General features: G+C 54.5%; 23 protein-coding genes. 10 read left to right on the forward strand and 13 right to left on the reverse strand.

What is annotated here, in order from left to right; genetic code table 11:
* Positions 1-3 precede the first annotated feature (3 nt).
* From Q0824_RS12645 to Q0824_RS12660, 4 genes are all read left to right on the forward strand, one after another.
* Positions 4-453, forward strand: a complete 450-nt coding sequence (locus Q0824_RS12645) for a hypothetical protein (RefSeq protein ID WP_298451116.1) — start codon at positions 4-6, stop codon at positions 451-453.
* Positions 454-617: 164 nt separating this feature from the next.
* Positions 618-962 carry a hypothetical protein gene (locus tag Q0824_RS12650; RefSeq protein WP_298451118.1) on the forward strand — a complete coding sequence of 115 codons (345 nt, stop codon included), beginning with the start codon at positions 618-620 and terminating at the stop codon, positions 960-962.
* 185 nt (positions 963-1,147) lie between these two features.
* Positions 1,148-1,804, forward strand: a complete 657-nt coding sequence (locus Q0824_RS12655) for a hypothetical protein (protein ID WP_298451121.1) — start codon at positions 1,148-1,150, stop codon at positions 1,802-1,804.
* A 65-nt stretch (positions 1,805-1,869) separates the two neighbouring features.
* Entirely contained in the window at positions 1,870-3,252 is a 1,383-nt protein-coding gene (locus Q0824_RS12660; protein WP_298451123.1) for a wax ester/triacylglycerol synthase family O-acyltransferase, read from the forward strand.
* Here the strand turns inward: Q0824_RS12660 and Q0824_RS12665 are convergent.
* Both Q0824_RS12665 and Q0824_RS12670 read right to left on the reverse strand, forming a co-directional pair.
* Positions 3,245-3,652, reverse strand: coding sequence for an NINE protein (locus Q0824_RS12665; RefSeq protein WP_298451125.1), 408 nt, complete (start codon positions 3,650-3,652; stop codon positions 3,245-3,247). The two genes, Q0824_RS12660 and Q0824_RS12665, sit on opposite strands and share 8 nt — an antisense overlap.
* A gap of 220 nt (positions 3,653-3,872) precedes the next feature.
* Positions 3,873-4,979, reverse strand: coding sequence for an AraC family transcriptional regulator (locus Q0824_RS12670; protein ID WP_298451128.1), 1,107 nt, complete (start codon positions 4,977-4,979; stop codon positions 3,873-3,875).
* A 221-nt stretch (positions 4,980-5,200) separates the two neighbouring features.
* Here Q0824_RS12670 and Q0824_RS12675 point away from each other — a divergent pair, with 221 nt between their 5' ends.
* A complete protein-coding gene (locus Q0824_RS12675; RefSeq protein ID WP_298451131.1) occupies positions 5,201-6,106 on the forward strand; it encodes a metal-dependent hydrolase in 906 nt (301 codons plus the stop codon).
* Positions 6,107-6,157: 51 nt separating this feature from the next.
* On the opposite strand, the gene Q0824_RS12680 is transcribed toward Q0824_RS12675, so the two are convergent.
* Complete coding sequence (locus Q0824_RS12680) at positions 6,158-6,955, reverse strand: class II glutamine amidotransferase (protein ID WP_298451134.1); 798 nt, start codon at positions 6,953-6,955, stop codon at positions 6,158-6,160.
* 111 nt (positions 6,956-7,066) lie between these two features.
* On the reverse strand, positions 7,067-7,882 hold the full coding sequence (locus tag Q0824_RS12685) for an SDR family NAD(P)-dependent oxidoreductase (protein ID WP_298451137.1): 816 nt from the start codon (positions 7,880-7,882) through the stop codon (positions 7,067-7,069).
* 199 nt (positions 7,883-8,081) lie between these two features.
* On the opposite strand from Q0824_RS12685, the gene Q0824_RS12690 reads away from it, so the two are divergent.
* Entirely contained in the window at positions 8,082-8,540 is a 459-nt protein-coding gene (locus tag Q0824_RS12690; RefSeq protein ID WP_298451142.1) for a nodulation efficiency, NfeD-like protein, read from the forward strand.
* 2 nt (positions 8,541-8,542) lie between these two features.
* Positions 8,543-9,577, forward strand: coding sequence for an SPFH domain-containing protein (locus Q0824_RS12695; RefSeq protein WP_298451145.1), 1,035 nt, complete (start codon positions 8,543-8,545; stop codon positions 9,575-9,577).
* Positions 9,578-9,610: 33 nt separating this feature from the next.
* Here the strand turns inward: Q0824_RS12695 and yfbR are convergent, their stop codons facing one another.
* Together yfbR and Q0824_RS12705 are read right to left on the reverse strand one after the other, a co-directional pair.
* On the reverse strand, positions 9,611-10,204 hold the full coding sequence (gene yfbR, locus Q0824_RS12700; protein WP_298451148.1) for a 5'-deoxynucleotidase: 594 nt from the start codon (positions 10,202-10,204) through the stop codon (positions 9,611-9,613).
* 44 nt (positions 10,205-10,248) lie between these two features.
* Complete coding sequence (locus tag Q0824_RS12705; RefSeq protein ID WP_298451150.1) at positions 10,249-13,089, reverse strand: DUF748 domain-containing protein; 2,841 nt, start codon at positions 13,087-13,089, stop codon at positions 10,249-10,251.
* Between the two features lie 203 nt (positions 13,090-13,292).
* On the opposite strand from Q0824_RS12705, the gene pdxH reads away from it, so the two are divergent.
* From pdxH to Q0824_RS12720, 3 genes are read left to right on the forward strand one after another with little or no spacing between them, the layout of a single operon-like run.
* Positions 13,293-13,928 (forward strand): pyridoxamine 5'-phosphate oxidase, encoded by a 636-nt coding sequence (pdxH, locus tag Q0824_RS12710; protein ID WP_298451678.1) that lies wholly within the window; start codon positions 13,293-13,295, stop codon positions 13,926-13,928.
* A complete protein-coding gene (locus Q0824_RS12715) occupies positions 13,897-14,673 on the forward strand; it encodes a 4'-phosphopantetheinyl transferase superfamily protein (RefSeq protein ID WP_298451153.1) in 777 nt (258 codons plus the stop codon). Before pdxH ends, Q0824_RS12715 begins: the two co-directional genes overlap by 32 nt.
* Positions 14,674-14,706: 33 nt before the next feature.
* On the forward strand, positions 14,707-15,309 hold the full coding sequence (locus Q0824_RS12720) for a DNA-3-methyladenine glycosylase I (RefSeq protein WP_298451157.1): 603 nt from the start codon (positions 14,707-14,709) through the stop codon (positions 15,307-15,309).
* A gap of 51 nt (positions 15,310-15,360) precedes the next feature.
* Here the strand turns inward: Q0824_RS12720 and Q0824_RS12725 are convergent, their stop codons facing one another.
* The 7 genes from Q0824_RS12725 to Q0824_RS12755 form a co-directional block, all read right to left on the reverse strand.
* Positions 15,361-16,803 (reverse strand): aspartate kinase, encoded by a 1,443-nt coding sequence (locus Q0824_RS12725; protein ID WP_298451160.1) that lies wholly within the window; start codon positions 16,801-16,803, stop codon positions 15,361-15,363.
* Positions 16,804-16,857: 54 nt separating this feature from the next.
* Positions 16,858-18,126 carry a diaminobutyrate--2-oxoglutarate transaminase gene (gene ectB / locus Q0824_RS12730; protein WP_298451163.1) on the reverse strand — a complete coding sequence of 423 codons (1,269 nt, stop codon included), beginning with the start codon at positions 18,124-18,126 and terminating at the stop codon, positions 16,858-16,860.
* A gap of 109 nt (positions 18,127-18,235) precedes the next feature.
* Positions 18,236-18,751, reverse strand: a complete 516-nt coding sequence (ectA, locus tag Q0824_RS12735) for a diaminobutyrate acetyltransferase (RefSeq protein WP_298451166.1) — start codon at positions 18,749-18,751, stop codon at positions 18,236-18,238.
* A gap of 149 nt (positions 18,752-18,900) precedes the next feature.
* Positions 18,901-19,854, reverse strand: a complete 954-nt coding sequence (locus Q0824_RS12740) for a hypothetical protein (protein ID WP_298451169.1) — start codon at positions 19,852-19,854, stop codon at positions 18,901-18,903.
* The gene (locus Q0824_RS12745; RefSeq protein WP_298451172.1) at positions 19,851-21,257 is read right to left on the reverse strand and encodes a sodium:solute symporter; all 1,407 of its coding nucleotides are present in this window, start codon (positions 21,255-21,257) and stop codon (positions 19,851-19,853) included. Before Q0824_RS12745 ends, Q0824_RS12740 begins: the two co-directional genes overlap by 4 nt.
* A 188-nt stretch (positions 21,258-21,445) precedes the next feature.
* Entirely contained in the window at positions 21,446-22,414 is a 969-nt protein-coding gene (locus Q0824_RS12750) for a radical SAM protein (protein WP_298451175.1), read from the reverse strand.
* Positions 22,415-22,437: 23 nt separating this feature from the next.
* A complete protein-coding gene (locus tag Q0824_RS12755) occupies positions 22,438-24,630 on the reverse strand; it encodes a bifunctional TVP38/TMEM64 family protein/FAD-dependent oxidoreductase (protein WP_298451178.1) in 2,193 nt (730 codons plus the stop codon).
* Between the last annotated feature and the right edge of the window lie 13 nt (positions 24,631-24,643).

Genomic DNA, 24,643 nt, shown 5'->3' on the forward strand with positions numbered 1-24,643 from the left:
GCTATGTCAAGGATCGGTCTAGTTATAGCTTTTTTGCTTCTGCTCTCGGGCTGCGCGTCCCATTCTTCATTGATCATCCAGCCATATGGCGAAATATCCATAGAAGTGCCAGACGATATGTTTTCCTCCGTTAAGGTGAGGGACGGTGAGCTCCTTTTTTTGAGGAATAACCGGATCATCGGCTTCGTCAAATCAGACGAGATCCCCAACACAGTTAGCTCAGACACTGCGAGTGAAACATCTAAAGCTCTATATGAAAGCGCAGCTCAGGGATCCAGCAAACCAATCTGGATAGAGTCTATTCCTGACGCTCAGGCATTTGGCGTAGTTCAAGGAGATTTTAGAACAATTTTCATCGTGCCTGATGGCTCTGCCCAATCCCTCATTACCTTCCAAGGGCCGACGGAAGGTTCAGATTCTGCTCGCATTAATGGCGTGAAGGTTTCCCAATAATTTCGTTCGCGGGTCACCATTCCGGAGCTTGCTGGAACCCTCTTTCAGATAAGACAAGGAAGCCTGAAAAAATGAAACTCTTTAGCACAGCCATATTTTTACTGTTTTTATCGGGCTGCAGCTCGGTTCAGCTGATATCGTTTTCGCGAAGTCAGGATTACTCGGTGTCTGTGGGTTCTTCTTTATTCGATGCAGTGCGTATTGATGAAAATGACACATCCCTCTTCCGTAAAGGAAAAGCCGTTGGGTTCATCCGCATTGAACCTGTCCCCGAAGGCTCCAAGTCAGCGGAAGCTTTTCTGAACGAGCTTAAACTCAGCTCTGAATCTGCATCCACCAACACAACGCCAATGATTCTCCCCTCTGGCTTCACGGGGTTTGCTGCAAAAAATCGCAACTATGTGACTGGCTATCTGATCAGCGAAACACACTCCGACTCCATTCTTATTTTCAGCTTCCCTGAAGATGACTTCGATGAAATCGCCAAGACAGTCTCGGCCGGAATTTAATCCGTCGCCTTCAGACAAACTGTCACCACTTATTTTTATCTGGTGACGTTTTGTCTGACTCGTCGCCGAGAATCTAGTAAATTGGCAGGTACCCTAACAAAACCGATTTACCTGATCATGAGGCGCGTAGTCCTTCGATTGACATGAAACACCCGAAATCTCAAATGCGTCAGCTAGGCGCGCTGATGTGCACTGTTACAGAGCAGATTCTCTGGCAACCCGCTGCAAACCAGGTTCAGGCACAAGCGCCCGGGAGCACTCTGGTGTGCCGGGTAGGCTCAGGCCAGGCGACCTATCACCGCTTTAACCCACAGCCAAAGCAGCACCAGATCACTTATGGCCTTCGCATGATTCAGGCCAAACACCATCCCGCCACAGCGAGCGGCTGGCTCTCCAGCCGGGAGATCCACAGGCGCGGATATTTCGACGGTGAGCTGAATACACTGAATCTGCTGGCACACACCTGCTGCCATGAGTTCGCCCATTTGCTGCAACACAGTGCGGGCCACAGGTTTCCTGGCTCGGTTCACAACCGGCACTTCTATAACATTCTTGATGGTCTGCATGAGAATGGAGAAGCAGGTGTCGTGCGAGAAGTATTAGCGGAGCGCGCGGAACAGCAGGGCATCGATCTGCCTCAGCAGTCTTTCGAAATGCCTGATATCAATAAACAGAAGGCGGCGTGGAACCTTGGCGAAGCTGTGGCCTTCGACCAGGGTTTGCGGGAATTTCAGGGCGATATTACGCGAGTTAACCGCAAAACCTGTACTGTGGACGGCACGGGCAAGTCCCGGGGTATGCGTTATCGGGTACCCATGCAGATGCTTCGGCGTATAAGCTAGTCCGATGCTGCTATTCTCTGTGTTAGAGCAGGATCAGAAAAACAATCATAAAAAGGATGTCGACCGTGAAGCCTCTCAGCCCCACCGACCAACTTTTTCTCTGGCTGGAAAAGCGCCAGCAACCCATGCATGTGGGTGGGCTGCAGATTTTTTCGTTTCCCGAGGACGCGCCTGACGATTATGTCGCAAGGCTCGCGGAGCAACTGCGAAAAGACACGCAAGTAACGGCGCCTTTCAACCTGCGGCTAGACAGTCGTTTGGCGCAACCTGTGTGGGTGCACGACGAACACCTGGATCTGGAGCACCACTTCCGCTTTGAGGCCTTGCCTACACCCGGTCGTATTCGTGAGTTACTTGCGTTTGTTTCCGCCGAGCACTCCCACCTGATGGATCGGGAGCGGCCCTTGTGGGAGTTCCATCTTATTGAGGGGCTTGGCGACAGGCAGTTTGCGGTTTACGTGAAGGTGCACCATTCCCTGGTGGATGGCATTTCCGCCATGAGAATGACTCAGAAAATGCTGTCTTCGGATCCCTCCAAGCGCAACATGCCGCCCGTTTGGGACATGGCTGTACGACAAGGGCAAAGCGGGGGCAGAAGCAGCCCCTCGCTCTGGCAGAGTATCAGCCATTTACTCGGGGAATCAGGGAAGCAGCTTGGGACTGTGCCGGCAGTCGCTCGGGAATTACTGCGCTCGGTGAATAAGGCCCGCAAAGACCCTGTATACAACTCTATGTTCCATGCGCCACGCAGCGTTTTGAATCGAAAAATTACCGGCTCCCGTCGATTCGCAGCTCAGTCTTACTGCCTGAAACGCATCAAAGCGGTTTGCCATGGGTACAACGCAACTGTGAACGATGTGGTCACCGCTATGTGCGCCAGTGCTTTGCGTACCTATTTGATGAACCTGGATGCGCTGCCAGAAAAGCCATTGATTGCGATGGTTCCGGTTTCTTTGCGCAAGTATCAGAAGTCAGGGGAGGATCAAGCGGAAGGCAATCACGTGGGCGTTATTCTGGCCAATCTGCACACGGATGAAAGCCACGCTGGTGAGCGGCTCAGGAAGATTCACCAAGGCATACAGGAAGCAAAGGAACGTTATGCCCACATGTCGCCTGAAGAGATTCTCAACTACACCGCTCTTACCTTGGCGCCGGCGTGCTTTCACCTTCTTACTGGCATGGTTCCAAAGTGGCAAACGTTCAATGTGGTGATTTCCAACGTACCCGGGCCAAAAGAAACCTCTTACTGGAACGGCGCCAAGCTGGAGGGTATGTATCCGGTATCGATTGCCATGGATCGCATGGCATTGAATATGACACTGACCAGCTACAACGATCAGGTGGAGTTTGGCCTGATTGGTTGTCGCCGCACCTTACCGAGCCTCCAGAGGATGCTGGATTATCTGGAGGACGGTTTGGTGGAGTTGGAGCAGGATATGGCTAGTTGAACTTCACTTCGCGGTTCCGCTCTGAAATCTGGTCATTCAAGGTCCAGAAGTCGTAGAGAATTCCAATCAGGAAGAGGCCGCCGGTCAACAGGTAGATGATGCCTGTGATCCATTTGCCCATGTACATCCGGTGTAAGCCAAATACGCCGGTGAAGGTGAGTAGCAACCAGCCGATGTTGTAGTCGACTTCGCCTTCTCTAAACCTGCTGTCTGCCTGTTCGTCCATGGAGGGGATCAGGAAGAAGTCGATTATCCAGCCGATCAGAAAGAATCCGAACGTAAAAAACCAGATGGTTCCGGTGATGGGTTTGCCGTAATAAAAACGGTGTGCGCCCAGAAATCCGAAGATCCAGAGTAGGTATCCAAACAGTTTGCTGTGCGTATCTGGGCGGTTGAGCATTATGGCTCCGGTATCGGTTATTTGTGGTTTTTATATGGGGTGGGTTTTGAATTCCACAAGGCCTATTCATTATGGTGCCGGGCTAGAGGGCCAGGTTTATTCTCCTTGGGAAAAACAACTCGCTGCGCTCAGACATCTTTTTCCTGGCGGAGAATAAACCTGGCCCTCCAGCCTTCGAACAATTGAGATAACTCCGGGCACTGCATCGTTTAGAAAGGTGTCATGGCCCCAGCTCTGGTGCTGGGTCGGGGCCGCCTTCCCGGAATTCGCTGGCGGATTTTCCGGTCCATTTTTTGAACGCTCGACTGAAGTTGGAGAGGTCGGCGTAGCCCAGTTCGTAGGCGATTTCGCTCACGGATTGGTTGGTGTAGCGCAATAGTTGAATGGCGCGGTCTTTGAGTACTGATTCCACGATTTCGCGGTAGCTGGTTTCGCGGTCCGCCAGACGGCGCTTTAGTGTGCGTGAGGAGACGCAGAAGCGTTCTGCCATGACCTCCAGCGAGGGCAGTGGCCCTGGCATCAGGCGCAGCAGGTTGCGTACGGCGAGGGCCAGGTCGCCCTGTTCTTTTAGTGCTTTCTGTAATTCATATTCGCACTCATCGCTGGCCATGCGGGAGGCGTCTGCATCGGCCAGTCTCATGCGCACATCCAGTAGTGCTTTCGGGAGCACCAGTAATTCGTCTGGCTGGTTATACTCGAATGTAACGGGCAACTGGTCTGCAAACTGGCGGTAGTAGGCGGGCTCAGGGCCCTTCAGGCGCACGCTGACGCCGGGCAGTTTACCGTCGCTCGTGGAAAATCCGCGGTTTTCCGCATCGCTGCGGTCGAGCAGTTGTTCCGTGAGCATCACCAGTGTTGCACACACGGTTTCTACCAGAAACGGATCAAGGCCGGGCACTTCGAATTCCGTGCATAGCTTCACGAGTACACTGTCTTCGGTTTCTGCCTGGCTCATGCTCAGAAACGGTGCTCTTAGCTGTAGATAACGGCGAACAGAATCAAGGGCCCCGGCAAGGGTGGGGCTGGTTAATGCAGCAAACCCCAGAGTGCCGTGGATGGTAACCCGCAGCTCCCGGGCTAGTACGAAACTCAGCCCATCTTTGCCCGCCAGCTTCACGGCACGCTCGGCCATCACGATGGCATCGGTCACAAACACTCGGCTGTCGTTAGCTTTCAGGTCGTCGGAGCTGAAGTTCAGGCCTTCGTAGAGCAGGCGCTCGTTATGGCCAAGCTGCCTTACAGTCTGGGCCAATAACCGCATATACACGCCCGGCACCAGGAATAGTCCCAGCATCTGCCGTTCTTTTTCCGACCCGGAGATCGCCATAGGTTGCCCTTGCTTGCCTGAATGAATACGTCACAAAGACTCTAGCAGAAGCCCGCAGCCATGGCAGTGGGGCCGGTTGCACCTGGTGTTCCGTCACGTTGGCCAACTTTTATGCCGCTCTGTCCTATTTTGAATGGTGACCGGCCTGCTTTCGCATTCATCCCGACAGTGGACTCCGACACACTGAAGCCATGTCATCAGCCAATGTGAGGAGTAGACCCATGCTGAGTACAAAAGCCGTCGAAAAGCAGGTTGCCGCAGCAAACCGGGCATCAAAAACGCCGGATAACGTCAACATCAAGGCTCAACGTATGGGGTTCGAGTTTGATGAGCAGGTGCCCCAGTACTGGTTGGAGGAGAGCCCTTTTCTGAGCCACATGATGAACGCACTTTCGGTGCTCTTTCCTCAGGGCGAGCAGTTTTTTGTGGACTCTGTGCGTGCCTATCGGGATCAGATTAACGATCCCAAACTGAAAGCCGAAGTGCGGGGTTTTATCGGCCAGGAGGCCATGCACTCCCTGGAGCATATGGCCATGAACCAGCATGTGCGGGATCAGGGCATGCCGATTGAGGACATGGAAAAGCATCTCAAAGTGGTTCTGGACGCCACCAAACTGCTGCCAAAGCGCCACCAACTGGCCATTACCTGTGCCCTTGAGCACATGACGGCCATGATGGCGGATATGCTTCTGGAGCGTGACGATGTGCGTGAGGGCATGCACGAAACCATGCGCCCACTCTGGGCATGGCACGCTATCGAGGAAACCGAGCACAAGGCGGTGGCTTACGATGTGTTTCAGGAAGTTGGGGGCACCTACGCCGAAAGAACCTTTTATCTGGTGTTCAGCACAGCGGCACTAGGGGTCATGACCTCTTATTTCACCGGCCGATTGATGCTGAACGACGCCAAAGGCTTCTCGATTACCGATACCGCCAAAGGCCTGTGGCGTACATGGGGAAAAAATGGCACCTTCTCAAGCCTGGTTCCGGTCTGGCTCAGTTACTTCAAGCCGGGGTACCACCCATGGGATCACGACAACAGCGAGCTAATCGCACGTTTCAAGGAGGAGATCCAGTCTTATATAGCGCCTCAGTACCAGGGTGGGAATCGCAAAACCCTGCAGTAATTCAAGGATGCAAACACGCAGGCTGGCCATGTAGAGCCGGCCTGCCCAGCTTCAAGCCCCCGCGCTCTGCGCGTTCGCTGCAATGCCTTTGGCTTCCACTATCCCTTTCCGCCACAAACGCCATTCACCGGGTTGGTAAACATCCCACTTCTCATCGCTGGTCAGGGGCTCGGTTACAATCACGCTGACGATATCGTTCGGGGTGGTTTCTGATTCGAAATCCACAATTACGTCGGCATCCTTTAACCTCGCGGGGCCAAAGGGTGCGCGACGGGTGATGCTGGCCATTTTGGTGCTGCAGTAGGTGAACAGCCAGTCGCCGTTACTCAGCAGCAAGTTGAAAACGCCTTGCTCCGCATATCCCTGCGACAGCTCTACCAAGTGTTGTGTAATAACCTCAATCGGCTCATCCCGGTCACACTGCTTACGCAGGTGGTTGAGAATATCGCAGAACAGGGCCTCGCTGTCTGTGTCGCCAACCGGCTCGTAGAAACCCGATGATGGCCGGAACTCGGAAAGCTGGCCATTGTGGGCAAAAACCCAGTAGCGGCCCCAGAGTTCGCGTTTGAACGGGTGGGTATTGGCCAGACAAATGTCACCTACATTGGCCTGGCGGATATGGCAGATGGCCACTTCGCTTTTGATGGGGTGGGTCTGCACCACTTCGGCAAGCCGTGAGTTCGAGCTGGCGTCCACATCGTGGAAGGCCCGCACACCCTTGCCTTCATAAAAAGCCACACCCCAGCCGTCCTTGTGAGGGCCGGTGTCGCCGCCCCTACGGGTCAGGCCGGTGAAGCTGAAACAAAGATCGGTGGGGGTGTTGGCACTCATGGCCAATAGTTCGCACATAACGGGATGCGGCTCCGTGCAGGATGGGGGTTCCAGTTCAAGGATACCGCACTTGGGCGGGTATGCCAGCAGCCGGCATACCCGCCTTTCTTCACAATCCGATAATAGCGATCAGATAATCAGCTTGTTGCGGGTGAAGCGTTCCACCAGCGGCTGGTAGGCAGACCCCAGCAACCGATTAACGACATCGATACCCCAGGCATCTGGCCCGACCAGAATGCGGGATTCGTTTTTGAGAATGCCTTTAACAATGGTTTCGGCCGCTTTTTCCGGCGTGGTCATGGCTATTTGGTCGAACCCTTTACGCAACTCTGTCGCGCTTTCCAGCCTGCTCATGCGCGCAGAATTGGCAATATTGGTACGAATACCGCCTGGGTGCACACAGCTTACAGCCACTGGCTGCTTCTCCATTCTCATTTCCTGACGCAAGGATTCTGTAAAGCCACGAACCGCAAATTTTGCTGCATTGTAGGCGCTTTGCGTAGGTACGCCGATCAGGCCAAACACACTGGAGATATTCACCACGTGGCCATCACCCGACGCAATCAGATGGGGCAGGAAGGCTCTTGTGCCGTGGGCGACACCCCAGAAGTCGATATCCATAATCCACTCGAAGTCTTCATCAGACATCTCTCTCACCGTTGCCGAGAGTGCTACGCCAGCGTTGTTGATAATCACATTAACCTGGCCGAAATCTTTCACTACCTCCGCTGCATGGGCGTATATCGCGTCTCTGTCGCCAACATCCAACCGGTAGGTTTTAACCTCCGAACCCGTCAGGCCGGCGGCGGTTTCAGCAAGGCCTTCCTCGTTAACATCAGACAGCGCCAGCCTGCAGCCCCGCACTGCCAATGCCTTGGCGAGAGCCCGACCGATACCGGAGCCTGCTCCGGTGATTACCGCTACCTTGTTTTTCAGATCTTTCATGGGCATTGGTCTCTTGTTGTGTGTTGCGCCTCTTAGAGAAGATACTCTAACAACTGCGCCTGAGCAGCATATGGCCTTGCGTTTCTGTATTGCACGACGCCCCGGCCAGTCGGACTCAGCCCGAGCTTTTGGGTACAATCCACTTACCGGGAGTTCAATCTCGCGGATTTCTTTCACCCTGAACCTGCGGACTTTCTGTATGGAATGGAGTCTTACACATTTTTGGCTGATTCTGGCCCTTGCATTGGGCCTGGCCGAGTTGACGTCCGGCGTGCTGTTGCTGCTGGCATTGGCTATTGCTGCTGGCCTGACTGCTGTGCTTGCCTATGTCGGCATGTCGTTCGAATGGCAACTGGTCGGAATGGGCATGTTCTCGGGCCTGCTGGTGCCAATCGCTATCCGCTGGATCCGCCCACGGTTTTCCCCCAAAGGCGTGGCCTATGGGACGACTGGCACGGGCGTCGAACAGGGAGAGCGCTATCGCACCCTGAAGCGGGATTTCGATGGCGCTACGGGGATCAAGATCAACGGCGACTTTTATCGCTTGAAAGATGACAATACCGGCGCCACCGATTTCCCTGAGGGAACCGAAGTTATTTTCAGTCAGTTTGATGGCACAACCGCCATTGTTCACACAGCCACACACAAGGAACAGTAAGTATGGAAGCGTTTATTACACCCGGGCTGATCATCAGCCTCATTGTTGTCGCCATCGGCATTTTCATCATTGCCAAAGGGCTGGTGATCATCCGTCAGTCAGAAGTGATGGTTATTGAGCGTCTGGGCTCTTTCAACCGGGTTCTGGAAAGTGGTGTAAACATCATTATTCCCTTTGTCGAACGCCCCCGCCCCATCACCATGATCCGCTACATGCGCATGGGCGAGGAATACCACCCGATGATGACTGACGAAACCCGCATCGACCGCCGGGAAACCGTGATGGACTTCCCCGGCCAGCCAGTGGTGACCACCGATAACGTGACCGTGAAGATCAATGGCGCGCTCTATTACCAGATCATCGACCCCCGCCGTGCGGTATACGAAGTGGCCAACATGAGCCAAGCGGTAGAAGTATTGGCTAAAACCACCTTGCGTTCAGTAGTGGGCAAAATGGAACTGGATAAGCTGTTTGAATCCCGCGCTGAGGTGAACAACGCCATTCAGGCCGAAATGGAAGAAGCGGCCTCAAAGTGGGGCGTAAAGCTGACTCGGGTAGAGGTTCAGGACATCAGCATGCCGGAAGAAGTTGAAGAGGCCATGCGCCTGCAAATGGCCGCCGAGCGTAAACGCCGAGCTACGGTAACCGAGGCAGAAGGTGAAAAATCAGCCGCTATTGCCAAGGCGCAAGGCCAGCGTGAATCTGCCATTCTTAACGCCCAGGGCGACAAGGAATCTGCCATTTTGCGTGCTCAGGGTGAGCAGGAATCCATTCGCCTGGTACTGAGCGCTATGGGTGACTCTGAAGACAACAAGCAAACCGTTATCGGCTACCTGCTGGGCCAGAGTTACATCAAGGTATTGCCGAACATGGCAAAAGACGGCGAGCGCGTGTTTGTGCCCTACGAGTCTTCTGCTCTGTTGGGCTCAATGGGCATGTTCCGGGAACTGGCCGGCAGCCCGGAAGACGCCGTACGCCAGTCACTGCAGCGGGATGGCCTGCGCGGTGGTTTGGTAGGCGGTGCCAGCAACGCCTGATTCTCTGGCTTGCGTACGGACAACCTGCCGGGCTCAGCCCAGCAGGTTGTCCAACGGTTCTTCGTAACTGGCCGCGAACACTTCCATAAAGTAGGTCACTTCCGGCAACCTTTCCTGCACAAGCCTCTCTCGGATTTGCTTCTCCGCAGGCTCAAACTCGCGGTTACCCGCACGCACCTCTGCTTGGCATTTCAGCCAGGCTGACAGACGGTCTGCTGCCTTGATCAGTTCACGATCCTCATCTGGTAATTGGGACTCCTGAAGGTAGGGCGCAAAGTCCTCACGCAGGTCTTCCGGTAACAATGCCAGCAGCTCCGCTTCTGCCTTATGCTCAATATCGCCAAAAGCCTCTCGCATAACCTTGGAGTGGTACTTTATGGGCGTGGGCATATCGCCGGTTATAACCTCTGTTGCATCGTGGTACAGCGCTGCAGCGGCAATTTTGTCGGCATTCACCTGCCCGCCAAAGTGCCGGTTGCGAATCAGCGCCAAAGCGTGGGCCAACGTAGCCACTTCCCAGGAGTGGGTCGCTACATTTTCCTCTATGGCGTTGCGCATCAACCCCCAGCGCTTAATCCAGCGCAAGCGGGAAACGTATGCAAAAAAATGACTGCTGGCCTTAGGCACGCGCTGTGTTCCTTTTGAATGCTGTTATGTGCTTCATGAATGTCTTAGCGGGAATCCAGAGTAAACCCAACGATAACCTTGCCACCTTCCGATACCGTCGCATCACGGGAAGGCTCGAGCAGAAACAACTGCTTGGCTGGCACATCGTGGGTGTCTCGCAGTATATCCATCAATACACCAGCGCGGGCGCTGGCGAGATTATTCAGCGTCTCAGGCGCCAGTGATCGCTCGCCCGCAAGATACGCCTCGCGGGCCTCTTCCCAGGCCTGTTCTGTCAGTTCGACGCTTTGGTTTGCTGCCAGCTCATCACGCAGAAGCACCAGGCCATCAGCGTTGGGTGAAACACCACCGCGCACGTTCAGCAGCAGATTCGGCCGATCAAGCAAGGCGTTGCCCAAAGCCGCCAGCTTTTCAGCCTCACCCGGGGCCAGCCTGTTGGTGCCCGGCTCAAAACCTATCTGCCCCAGCTCTTCGCCACTCAAGCCCGCAAGCTCGGCAATGGAGCCCAGCATACTGAACGGCGATGTTGCCGCTTTTGCCAGCAAATTTACAAAGGTGCGCATCACCACTTGGCCCACTCTGAAATCAGGGTTACTCATATCGCCGCTGATGGGCAAGTTCACCTCAATAACACCATTGTTGTCCCGCAGCAGCGCCAGCCCCATTTTCACTGGTGCATTCACGGCGTCTTCACTGGCAATCGCCTGCCCCAAACCAAGGCGATCCATAACCACCCGGTTCGATGCGTTTATCTGGCTACCGGTAATCTCATAATCAAGATCCAGTTCCAGCTTGCCGCTGTCGATGCTATAGCCCAGATACCGCCCCAAATAAGGCGTAAGGGCAGGCAAGGAGAGGTCCTTCATCACCAGTGTGAGGTTGTTGGTTTCTTCAGCCCCCAGAGTGCCGATTGTGCCATCAAGCTCCATACTCGCACTGCCTCCTACTCGCCCTTTCAGGCTAATCTTGCCCTGTTGGGGCGACACGTTGCTAAGGCCGGAAACAGTGCCATTAAGCTGGTCAATAGAGGTTGTAAAGGCCGGCTTCAACGTGCGGTCTGTATAGTCGAGTGCGCCTTGTTCAAGCACCAACTGGCCAATACGGAAAATCAGCCCGGACTCATCCGTGGGTTCTTGCTGAGCTGGCTCGGCCGCAATATCCGTTTCAGAATCCCGGCTGATCCGGGCAAGGTTATGAACGTTATCCGTGTTGCGTACCAGATTAATCGCTGGCTGGGCGAGGGTCACCGTGCCAATTTCGAGCCGCGCCGGATGCACGTTGTACTCGATGGGCGCAAGGCGCAGCGTTTTCCATGAAACAAGAGGTTCCTTACTGTCCGGCAATTGGAGGTTCAACCCGGAAACCTCAGCAGTACCACTGAAGGTGCCGGTTAAAGGCTCTTGCTGACCATCCAGATCAAGATTTCCATCCAGCCCCAGTGTGCCGTCTGCAATTGCGAGATTGGCCGATTCCTGCAAATAGGGTTCGAACGCCGCCAGAAGAATGCCTGAGCCAGAGATGGCGGCCTCCAACGCAAATGGCTCAGGGGTCAGCTGGCCCTTAACGGATAGCTTGCCCCCGCTGCCCAGAGTCGCCTGAAGCTCATACGGCACCTGATCTTCCATCTCGCTGTTTATGCTTCCGATAGATAGCGACAGTGGTTCAAGCTCAAGTTCCGCTGGCGATCCGGGCTGCTGGTCCTGCCAGAGCACTCGGCCATCAGACACATCGATGCCCGCAAGCGACCAGCGAAACGGCCGCTGAGTTTCCGCTGGTGCGGGCTCGCCTGATTTGGAGGCGCTCTCCTCATTGCCCGCCTCATTCTGTTCGGAAAACGCTGCAAGCGAGGCAATCCAGTCAATTTCTCCCTGGTTGTTCCGCTCCAGCGCAATATCCGGCTGCACCAGAGAGATTTTTCCAACTTGGGCTGCACGAGCCCGGAGATCAAACCCGATATCCTCGATGGCGATTGAGGCTGTATTCAAACGCGCCTGTTCAGCCTTCTTATTTGGCGCAACTGCAAGATTTTCCACCAGCACCCGGCCATTCGTGGTGACAAGTTGCAGCCTATCCCCTGCTTGCAACTCGTAATCGGAACCCACGGTTACTTTACCTCCGAGCAAACCGTAGGGCAGGTAGGGTGTCAGGAAGTGCCCGAGTGTTTTGTGGTCGACCCCTGAAACAGCAAGATTCCCGCTGGAATAAAGAGGCGTAATACTGAGATTGCCTTGCCACTTGATCGTCTGATCACCTATGGCTGCCTGCAGGTGGTAGTCGCTGTTGCGATCATCCCGCTGCCAGGTGGCCAGATCACTCAAGGTAAGATCCAGCGGCAGAATGCGGAACTCTGCCATTTCTGGCTGAGTGAAATCCCGGAACAGCAACTCACCGCCGTTGATGGTGAGCTGTTGAAAGTAAATCGAGGGAGGCGACTGACCCTCCTCTGGCTCTGCGGACTCGTCAAGCGCCTCCTTTTCTCTTGCGCTGGCCGCCTGAAAGTCCCGGGCGAAATTCACGCTGTAATCGTCAAGCAAATCCAGCCGGATGAACGGCTCATCCAGCTCAATCGCCTCAAACCCGACAATACCGCGAAGCAACTCAAAGAAATTCAGGTTGATATACAGACGATCAAATCCCACGACCTTTTGATTATCACTGTCCTGGGCCGAAAGGTTCAGGGCCTCAACGCTCAATGCAAACGGGTTACTGTTGATATCACCCACCTCTGTCTGCCAGCTCATGTGTTGTTCCAGCTGATCTGGCAAAGCTCGCTTTAACCACCAGGGCAACACCAGAAAGCCCGCCAAGCTGTACAGCAGGATGAGTACAAGCGCGACGATAATCAGAATTCCGGGAAGGCGACTGCGCTGTCGGCTTTCAGCCACGTTTTTCTCCTTTGAGACGAGGGGGGCTAGAGCAAATAATCTCTCACAAGGATAGTCCGGAGAACGCCTGTTTGTCAGCCATTGTGCAGCAACCGCTGACATGGGAAACCGAACTCTATATCCTGAGCGCTCTTACCTGGCATGATTTCCAGTTAGTTTTTTACACGTCTTTTGTGGTTTTCAGTGATCGAGAGGGGGCATTTATGGACATCAGCGATATGCGTCGCGATTTTGAAAGTGAAGGGCTCGATCATGAAGCCCTGAACAACGATCCTGTGCAACAGTTCGAAGCCTGGTTCGGAGACGCGCGCGATGCTGGTATTCTTGAGCCCAACGCCATGTCACTGGCCACTTCGGGTGCCGACAACATGCCCGATTTGCGCACTGTGCTGCTGAAGTACTTTGATAACCGCGGTTTTGTGTTCTATACCAATTATGAAAGCCGGAAAGCCCACGAAATTGAAGATAACCCTCAGGCGGCACTGCTATTTCCCTGGATCGGCCTGAATCGTCAGGTGCGAATTCAGGGCAAAGTAGAGAAGGTCAGTAAAACCGAATCCCTCAAGTACTTTGCTTCGCGCCCGAGAGGCAGCCAGATTGGCGCCTGGGTTTCCGAGCAGAGCAAGGCCATCACGTCACGAGGGCTACTTGAGCAGAAAGTGGCGGAAATGAAACGCAAATTCAGCGAAGGCGAGGTGCCACTACCCGGCTTTTGGGGTGGCTATCGCGTTGTACCTGAACGCATTGAGTTCTGGCAAGGCCGCCCCAGCCGCCTTCACGATCGGTTCGAATACGTGAGGGAAGGCGATGGCTGGCTCATTCAACGACTCCAACCCTGATTCCGGAGGCGTTCTGCAAAAGCCCACCATAAAACTGTGCCATCAAACGGGGCAAGTGCCCAGCACAGCACCGAGTTGGCTGACAGACCATGAACTTGACCGATACGCTCAGCTCAGTGGCGATCGCGCGGCTGAGTTTCTTACCAGCCGATGGTTAATCCGCCAGGCTTTAAGCAAGGCAGGCTCTATGGAGCCAGACCTGTGTTACCCGGTGGAAGGCCGCCCAACGGCCGCGGCCTGCCCGGCGGGTTGGCACCTCTCCCTGAGCCATAGCCATGGGCTGTCTGCCTGCGCGACTCAATACGGCTCGCCAGTGGGTATAGACATCGAGCCCAGCAAACGACACCCGCAATGGCAAAAGGTGGTTAAACGCTGGTTCTCCCCGGTTGAACAGGAATGGCTGTTTCAGGAAGATGATTCCCAGGCGTTCCTTCAAGCCTGGACGCTGAAAGAAGCCTGGTTAAAGGCCACTGGCCGTGGCATTGCGGGCAATCTTCAAACGCTGGAGGTGCGCAGGAATTTTGAGCTCTACGGCGACCAGCCAGACGGCCTCTGGCAGGCCTGTGTATTTTATACAGAGGGGTACTTGTGCACACTGGTGTACAGACAAAACGCAGATAGTGAGGGTGGTTCATGGCCACGGATCACACTGCTGGAACCGCCCCTCGATGATTACAGCCTGAGCTCAGCGCAGGCACTGGATACGCACTGGGAGCCCATCTTTCATCGCAATATCCAGGCATAGCCACAGCATTGATACCGACTGAAGGGCCGTAGCATGGCAGTTTCGCAGGAAAATCAAACACCCCCGGAGCGCTGCTCATGGTGCGGTACCGATCCGCTTTACGTTCACTACCACGACACAGTGTGGGGGCGACCTGAATACGACGACCTGGCTCTGTTTGAAAAGCTCTGCCTGGACGGCCAACAGGCCGGCCTGAGCTGGATAACCATTCTGCGCAAACAGGAAAGCTATCGGGCTGCCTATGATGACTTCGATCCAGAGAAAATCATTCAGTACGATGATGCCAAAGTGGCGGAATTATTAGCGAATCCTGGCATTGTGCGAAACAGGCTGAAAGTGCAGTCGATCATCAAAAACGCCAAAGGCTTTTTGAAACTGCAGCAAGAAGGTACAGGGTTTTCAGAGTTTCTCTGGTCGTTCGTAGGCAACAAGCCCATTCAGAACCAGTGGTCCAGCTTTGCAGAGGTACCCGTTACTACGCCGGAATCCGAGGCTATGTCGAAGGCGCTAAAACGCGCAGGGTTCAACTTTGTTGGTCCAACCATTGTTTATGCGTTCATGCAGGCCACCGGTATGGTCAACGACCACATGGTGCATTGCCCACAACACACTCAATGTCGACTAGTGGCGCAATAAGGCCGTTCACTGCCCTTTACGAGCAGCGAACGCAGCCGGGATCTCAACCGATCAGGCGGCAACAATAGCGTAGCCGTGATTGTGAGGCTCAACCAACGCACCGTGCAACGCGATGATCGCTTTTTCGTAGTTGTCTTCATCCACCACAAACTGAAGATCCACCTGGCGCATGCACTGGTGCATAGCCAGCACGTTGATTTTCTCTTCAGCCAGGGCTTTGACAGACCGCACAAGAATGTCCGGTATTTTAATATCACTGCCAATCGCTGAAACAACCGCTACTTTGCGGGTGCTGATTTCACCGTTGGGGAACTCGTCTTTTAATGCACTCACCACACGCTTAACGTGCTTGAGCGTGCTTCCCACGTAATGGGTAATGGTGTTGGCGTTAGTGTCCTTGGCCATAAAGCGCACTTTGAACCGGCTCAGGATATCCAGGATACGGCGGTCAGAACCCGGCTCTCCCTGCATGTCCTGGTCGAACACCTCAATCGCGAACACACCCTTGGCGCCGGCGATGATCTCTACCTGCGGCTTTTCACTGACGTAATCACCGGTGATCAAGGTGCCAGTATGCTCCGGCTCGAAGGTATTCATTACCCGCAGCGGAATCTCCGCCTGGCGCAGGCCCTTGCCGGCACGGGGGTGTATGGCTTCCATACCCAGATTTGCCAGCTGGTCGGCCACGTCGTAGTTGGTGCGCCCCAACGGAACCACTTTATCGGCACCGACAATGTTGGGATCGGCCGAGCTCAGGTGATATTCCTTGTGAATGATCGCCTCGCGCGCATCGGTCATTACCGCGACCCGGCTAAACGTCATTTCACTGTAGCCTCGGTCAAAGGTGCGCATCAGGCCTTCTTTGCACTGGGCGTAGCCGGTCACAATGGGCAACTCACGGCTTAGATCTACCGCATCGAATGCCTGCTTCAGTTTTTCATCCAGCGGCAGCAATTCGGTATCGCGCCAGCCCGTAAGATCCACAAAACGAGCATTAATCCCTTCTTGCTGAAGCTTCAGGGTGGTGTTGAACGCACTGTGGGCTTCGCCTATGCCGGCAAGCATTTCCCTCACGGTCAACAGATGCTCTTCCAGCTGAAACTGGCCATAGGAACACAGGCGCTGCAGGTCTATCAGGCAGCCACGAACCCCTTCAATGCGATCGGTAATGAACTGATCCGCCTGCTGCTTGAGCATAGGGTCTTCAAACAGCTCACCGTTAATATCGGTGATGAACTTGATCAACTGGGTAAGGTCATCGCCCCATGCCCAATCCGATTCGGCATCGGCGAACAAAGCATACACGCCCGGCTCGCCGGTTTTTTTGTGCTCCAGCAACTCGTTGGTTACGCCACCGTAGGCAGACACCACGAAAATACGTTGATAAAGATCTTCTTTACTGCGGTCGCCAACAATAATGTTGTCGCGCACCGCTTCGTAGTTGCTCATTGAAGTACCGCCGATTTTCTCGACGGTATGTAATTGGCTCGTCATATTCCTACCCTGGCTTACCGTGCAGTATAAATGTCCTGGTTAACAACAGGCGTCTTAAGACGCCTTGCTCATGCTTTCCTGCATGATTTCATCCACACTCTTTGCCAGCAATTCGGCCCCCAGCTTCAGGTCGTCCTTGCTGGTGGTCAGCGGCATCAGGCACTTGATCACCTCATCATTCGGGCCGCTGGTCTCAATGATCAAGCCGTGCTCAAACGCACGCTTGGTAACCGGTCCGGTAATGTCAGCATTGGTCGCTTCAATGCCACGCATCAAACCACGTCCTTTCATTTTGAACTCACCCGGATACTTATCGCAAATAGCCTGTAGCGCATCGCCAAGTACCTGGGTTTTTTCCTTCACTTCGTTGGCAAAGCTGTCATCTTTCCAGTAAGTCTCGATGGCAGCGCGGGCCGTAACAAACGCCATGTTGTTGCCGCGGAAGGTACCGTTGTGCTCACCCGAACTCCAAATATCCAGCTCAGGCTTGAACAGCACCAGTGCCATGGGCAGGCCATAGCCGCTCAGGGACTTGGACACAGTAACGATATCCGGCGTAATGCCGGCAAACTCAAAGCTGAAGAACTCGCCGGTACGGCCATTACCCGCCTGGATGTCGTCCAGAATCAGCAGCATGTCATGCTTCTTACACAGGGCTTCCAGACCCTTCAGCCACTCGGCGCGTGCGGCGTTCAAGCCACCCTCACCCTGAACCGCCTCAACAATAACAGCAGCCGGAACCTCAACACCGGAAGAACCGTCTGACAACAGCTTGTCCATAATGGCCAGGCTGTCTACGTCTTCACCCAGGTAGCCGTCGTAGAACATGAAGTCCACATTGCTCAGGGGCGCGCCAACACCACCGCGATGGTGTTTGTTACCGGTTGCAGCAACGGCACCCATGGTTACACCGTGGAAACCATTGGTGAACGAAATAATGCCGGTACGGCCTTTTACCTTACGGGCCAGCTTCAGAGCAGCTTCCACACAGTTAGTGCCTGTGGGGCCGGTGAACTGCATTTTGTAATCCAGCCCGCGGGGGTCAAGAATGTACTTTTTATAGGCTTCCATGAAGCCTTGCTTGGCGGTAGTGAACATATCCAGGCCCTGGCTCACGCCGTCGGACTCGATGTACTCAAGCAGTGCTTTTTTCAGCGTATCGTTGTTATGGCCGTAGTTCAGCGAACCCGCACCCGCCAGAAAATCCAGGTACTGCTTGCCGTCTTCCGTGTAAAGATGCGCGTTCTTGGCGCGGTTAAAAATCACTGGAAAGGCGCGGCTGTATACGCGTACTTCGGATTCAGTAGACTTAAAAATTTCCATGGTTTTTCCTCTTGGCCTTCTGGCCCTATCAATTGAATTCTGTGGTAATAATTCTGTGCGGCCCGCAACTGTGTCCGGTGATGTTTGGTCAGGTGGGGGATTCAGGAGCTCAGGGCTTTTTGGTAAAAGGCCCGATACGCAGCAGAAATTCGGAATCGGCATTGCCACCGAAATGAGCGCCTTTCTCGAAGTGCTCGTGGTGCACAATCTCTGCGCCCATATCCCGTGCAAACGAGCGGAACAACGCCCAAGAGGCCTCGTTATCAGCGGTAATCGTGGTTTCCATGTGGGTAACGTTTTTGCACGCATCCCTGGCCACGATTTCTTTCAGCATCCGCTTGGCCAGACCTTGCCCGCGACCCTTTTCATGAACGGCAACCTGCCATACGAAAACGGTTTCGGGTTTTTGGGGAGGGGTATAACCGGAGATAAAACCAACCAGATCGCCGTCTTTCTCCGCAGCTACGCCTGTATCGGCAAAATCGCTGCACTGCAGGAGGTTGCAGTAAATGGAGTTGGCGTCCAGTGGAGGGCACTCTGCTACCAACTGGTGGAGCCTGAAGCCATCATCCTTTGTTGGTTTGCGAAGGGTGATGGCGGTGGTATTCGATCCTTCAGAAGTCATAACTTAAGTGATTCGCTCTTAAAATTAAGCGTCAAATTATATAGACCACAAAATATATTTCAAGTCTGGCCAGGGAATTACACCCCGGGAAACCCTTATACCCACCCTAAGAATAGCCTAAATTACTGCATTCGCCAGCGCCTTAAAGATTATGGTGCTGAGGGGAAAACAAGGTCGCAAGGGCTCAATGAAGCGCCTTCGAGGAGGCGCTTTCGATATGAGATTGCTGCTGGCGACCCCGCCGGCCAAAGCTGATCGAACCGCTCCACCCACGCACTGACATTAAAATCTACAGGCATCAGGTCCACATGTATCCCGCCGCCAGAAATCAGCCCAGCCACAGACTCAACTGTCGATGCCGTGCGGCTTATGCGAGTGACCAGCCCTCTGGCATCCCCGCTCAAGTTACCCATGCCAGATGAGCCGTTATTTGCCACCACACAAGACCGCCCCTGAGCGCCGCCAGACCAGAGTACTGGCAGGCACGTGTGGGTTGAGGCTATTACATCCGCGCCAGATTCCCGAAACCACTCATCAAGACGGCCCTGGTTACCAGCAGCAAAGGATTCGTAGGCCAACCCCCAGCCTGCCAAAGACTCCGGATCGCCATGCAACACCAAAACCTTTAGTCCTCCAAACATCATGCACTGATATCTTGGGAGAGCGGCTAAGCGCTGCTGAATATCGGGGTGTGTTGCGGCGAGATTTTGCAGCCTCGACATAATCTGATTAGACCGCTCAACCACACCCTGATCTACAAACTCAGGGTAAGCACAACCACACCCGGCACCCGCACTGGGAGTAGCCAGCTCAAAATCTACATTACCCAGAATAGCCGTGTGCTTCAGCACCCGATTGTTGATATCGCGGAAGAGCTCGTTACTGGCGTTAAACCAGTTAAAATCGCCGTTGAACACCAGCTTTACGCTGCTCCCTTGCCGCTCTTCGGCGAGCGCCATCTTCTCAATTTCATCCAGCGCAAACGGATTGCCGTAGAGCCCGCCAATTACATAAATAACGTCTTCGGCCACCGGCACGGGATCTGCGCACAAAGAAGCGGGCTGGTAACGATAAGCCAGAGGACAACTGCGGCCTTCTGTCATCGCGCCTCTCCGGCCGCCAGCGTTTTTCCGGCCAGAAAGCGCACCGCCAGCGGCAAGAAGAAACCAACGGTGCATATCAGAAATCCGTATGCATTAACGCCCAACAGCGTGGCGTACTTGCCACTCCCAATCGCCCAGCTCGCCGGAATAAGCCCCGCCGCCAAAAGAACACCAAGCCCAAGGCCTGTCCAAAAACTGAGATGAAAACTCCACGGCGACCAGCGGGTGAACCCATAAAACAGAAACACCGGAGCCAATCCCATCACCATGGTGCCGGAAACGGTGGTGGCCTTGAGAATATCCGTACCGGCGAACATAGGCAGGTTGCCAATCACCGCAAACACAACCATCACCACCGCACCCACACGCATACTCGGCAGCCGGTCTTTTGCACCTTGCACCAGCCGTGGCAAGTCCACTGCCAGAGACTTGGCCAACGAAGTAAACGTTGAATCCAGAGTGGAACCCGCAGACGTCATCATCACTACACTCATGAAAAACAAAGCCGCCAGCCCCAACGATTGCCCCACAGCCACCGGCGCATTGCCCATAGCTTCAATACCGTTAAGCCGCGCATGCACCCCCACCAGACTGAACAAAAACACCGCCACAAAGCCCAGCAAGCCCGCCACCACAAAACTCTTGAGCATGGTTTTTTCCTTGTTCACAAAGGCACGGTCCGTCAGCACTGGGTCATGGAAGGGATAACTGAACATCTGCAACAGAGCCACCAGCAACAAATCGAAGCCCGCGTTCAACCGGAACTCACCCTCGCTCAGCAAAGCGGAAGAATCGTTGGCCGGGATAATCATGAACAGCACCGCACCCAGAAAAAACACAAACACGAACGTTTGAATCACATCCGTAAAAATCGAAGAACGCAGCCCGCCCTTCAAGCTATAGGCCAGCGTAAACGCCGTGAACACCATCGCCGCAAGGTAATACTCAAACTCCCCCGGAAGCCCGAAGTAACCGCCCACAACCGCCGTGTTGCTCCACACCTCGTTATACAACCGAATCAGAATAGCCGCCGCAAACGCCAACCCTGCAAGACGCCCAAACCGCGACGTAAGAAAATCCTGCAAGCTCCGCGCACCCGTCTGAGTACGAATCAGGTAAATGACATACCCGGCCACCGGAATCGAAAGCCAGTAACTGGCATAAGCCAGCCCGCCAACCACCCCGTAATCCGCCCCCAGATTCGCCGCATTGGTCACCGACTTGGCAAAAATCCAACTGATAAAAATACTGGCCGTAAGCGACCACTGACTTACCGGATTACCTTGATCATCCGCACCCTTGTAAAACGACTCCGAGTTCCTGCTCTTCGGCGACAGCACATACATAACCACGCCATAAACCAGCAAAAACCCCCAAAACAGCGCGGCCTCTGTGATATTCACTGTCGTCTATTTCCTCAATGTGTTCCGGGATTCCCATAATTTTTTCAGCCTGGGAGGCTAGCAAGGTGTTCCCGCGGTATGGGGGGTGACGTTTTATTTTCTTGGAAAAATAACTCGCTGCGCTCAGACATCTTTTTCTGGCGAAAATAAAACGTCACCCCCCATACCGCCAACTCCCATGCAAAAAATCAGACAGGCGCCGAACAACTAGCCCCATAGCGATAACAAGAAAAACACCGATGGTGCCGCAACATAATGCGCTCCGCCATGCTCTCCGCCAGCGACCCACCCAAATCATACTCAGGGTCATCATCCACCAGCGTGCACGCATAAACCCGCACTGAATCACCTTTCTTCACCAGCATCCGCGTATAGGTACACATGAAATGAGAGCGGCTCTGAGGCGTTGGATACTTCTCCATGCACCCCTCAGTAATCTCCGGACTCCCATCCTCCGAGCCCGGCGTACCCAAATCAGGGAACGCCGTAAACGCCAGATTCTCCGGAATCTGCCACTCGCGGAAAATCCCACGGAACGCCGCCTCTACCTCAGCAGACACCTCATTGGCATCCGTCTGCCGCGCAATCGAAACCTTAAACCCCTGCTCAATCAGCCAGTGAATACCCTCCAACGCCTGATCAAAACTCCCCTCACCACGATCCTTGTCATGGCGAGCACGGTCAGGAAAATCCAGGCTAACGCGGAAATGAATCGGGTAGGGATTATCCAGCAACGGCAACACCTGATGCCGACGCTTGAGTAACGGCTCAGTGGCATTGGTCAGCACAAAACAGGGCCGGTGCTGACTGGCGTAATCCAGAATGTTCACAAAGTCGCGAATCACGAACGGCTCGCCACCGGTGAACGAAAACTGCTCCACACCCATATCAATGGCTTCGTGAATGAACGGCTTCACATCGCTCAGCTTCATGCCGGGAATACGGCCATCGCCGGGATGGCTGCCCTCAAGGCAGAACGGGCAAGCCAGGTTGCAGGCCGTACCCGTGTGAATCCACAGCTCTTTCAGCTTGTCTGCATCAATGTAACCCCGAGGGTCGCCATTGCGAGTGTGAGTCCAGCTGTCATGGCCTCTGGGTGCCAGCACTTCTACCGCTGGTATGCGCTGCCTGGCAGGTCGTGTTTCAGTCAGGGGCATGGATGCTCCTTGGTGCTGTGACACTATGGCGTCACGTTTGAAGTGTCGGGCAGGCGGCGCTGATTTTTGCCTCGCCGCCAGCCGTGTAATTTTTCCAACAGTTTGAGAACGCCCTCGGGCGCATTCGCACGCTTCCACTCACCGGCAGCGTACTTGGCTGATTCGTTCCATGTGGGATAAGGGTGAATCGTGCCCAGAATCTTGTTCAGCCCCAGGCCGTGCTTCATGGCCAGCGTAAACTCCGCGAGGATTTCACCAGCGCGGGAACCTACAACCACCGCGCCGAGAATCTTATCCTTGCCTGGGGGTGTGAGCACTTTGATGAAGCCGTAGTCTTCGCCGTCTGTGATCGCCCGGTCGAGATCATCCAAGCCGTAACGGGTTAGCTCATAGGCCACGCCTTGCGCTTTCGCCTCCGCCTCACTGAGTCCCACACGGGCCACTTCCGGCGAGGTGAACGTAACCCAGGGCATAACCCGGTAATCCACCTTGAAGCGCTTGAACTGCCCAAACAAACCGTTTACTGCCGCATACCACGCCTGATGCGCCGCCGCGTGGGTAAACTGATAAGGCCCAGCCACATCGCCACAAGCAAACACGTTGGGATAGCGCAGGCTCATATCGTCTTCCACAGCCACTGCACCATTGGGCAGAGGCTCCACGCCAATCCGCTCCAGATTCAGGCCAGAGGTGTTTGCAGTGCGGCCTACAGCCACAAGCACCTGATCGAATGGAATGCGCACCCGCTCGCCCTTGTGGTCGCAATAAGCAACTTTCTCACCCTCCTCCATGCGGAACTCCACAGCGGTATGGTTCAGGCGCAGATCAATACCGTCTGCTTCAAACTGCTGCTTGATCAGAGCAGAAACGTCTTCGTCCTCTTTCACCAACAAGCGGTCGCCACGCTGAACCTGAATAACCTTGGTGCCCAAGCGCACAAAAGCATGGGCAAGCTCAGACCCAATAGGCCCACCACCCAGAATCAACAGTCGCTCCGGCTGCTCCTCCAGATCCCACAGCGTGTCTGAGGTCAGCGGGCTCATATCCTCAAGCCCGGGTATTGCAGGCATAGCCGGCTTACCGCCCGTTGCAACCACAATACTGCGTGCCGTGAGGCGCTCGGTACGGCCATCGTTGTGCTTTATTTCCAGCTCCCAGGGGGAAATAAAATTCGCTTCGCCGAAAATGCAGTCCACACCCAACTTCTGATAACGATCGGGGGAATCGTGTGGCTCAATTTTGGCAATTACGTCCTTAACCCGACCCATAATGTTCTTGAAGGAGCCCTTCACAGGCACAGATTCCAGCCCGTAACGGTTGGCATGGCGCATCGTATCGGCAGCTTTGGCACTTCGAATCAAGGCTTTGGACGGCACGCAACCGGTATTCAGGCAATCGCCACCCAGTTTGTGCTTTTCAATCAGCGCCACCTTGGCTTTTACAGCAGCGGCAATATACGCCGTCACCAAGCCCGCTGATCCGCCGCCTATCACCAGCATGTTGTAATCAAAGGATTCCGGCTTTTGCCAGCCAGAGTAAACCCGGCGACGGCGAATAAAGCCCACCACAAACTTGGCAATCAGCGGGAAAATGCCCAACAGGGCAAACGAGAGCAACAGGTCTGCAGAGACAATATCGGCAGTAGATTGGATCTGTCCCAATTGGGTTCCGGCGTTCACATAGATAAACGTGCCGGGCAGCATCGCCACCCAGCTTATCAACGCATAGGTGCGCAGCTTCATGGAGGTAAGGCCCATGGCCAGATTGATCAGGAAAAACGGGAACACGGGCACGAGCCGCAGGGTGGCGAGATAGAAAGCGCCGTCTTTTTCCACACCCCGATCCATCTTCGCCACGGTTTCCCGATAGCGGGAGCGCAATGTATCGCGCATCAGGAATCTGGCAACGAGAAAGGCGAGGGAAGCACCCACAGTAGACGCCAGGGAAACCGCCAACAGCCCATAGGTGTTGCCAAAAAATGCACCCCCGGCAAGAGTCATAATAACCGCGCCGGGCAGGGACAGCGCCGTCACTACTACATAGATAGCCGTATACCCTGCAACTGCCAGCAGGAGGTTGCCCTCAATCCACTGTGCCAGGCTCGCCTGATGGGACTGCAGATTAGCCAGCGTCAGCAGTTTATGACCGTCCAGGCCAATAAAAATGCCAACAACCGCCAGTATGACCAGAATCAGTATCAGCTTGCTTCGATTCATGTTTGCGCCTGTA

The organism is uncultured Marinobacter sp., from assembly GCF_947488835.1.
Classification (GTDB): domain Bacteria; phylum Pseudomonadota; class Gammaproteobacteria; order Pseudomonadales; family Oleiphilaceae; genus Marinobacter.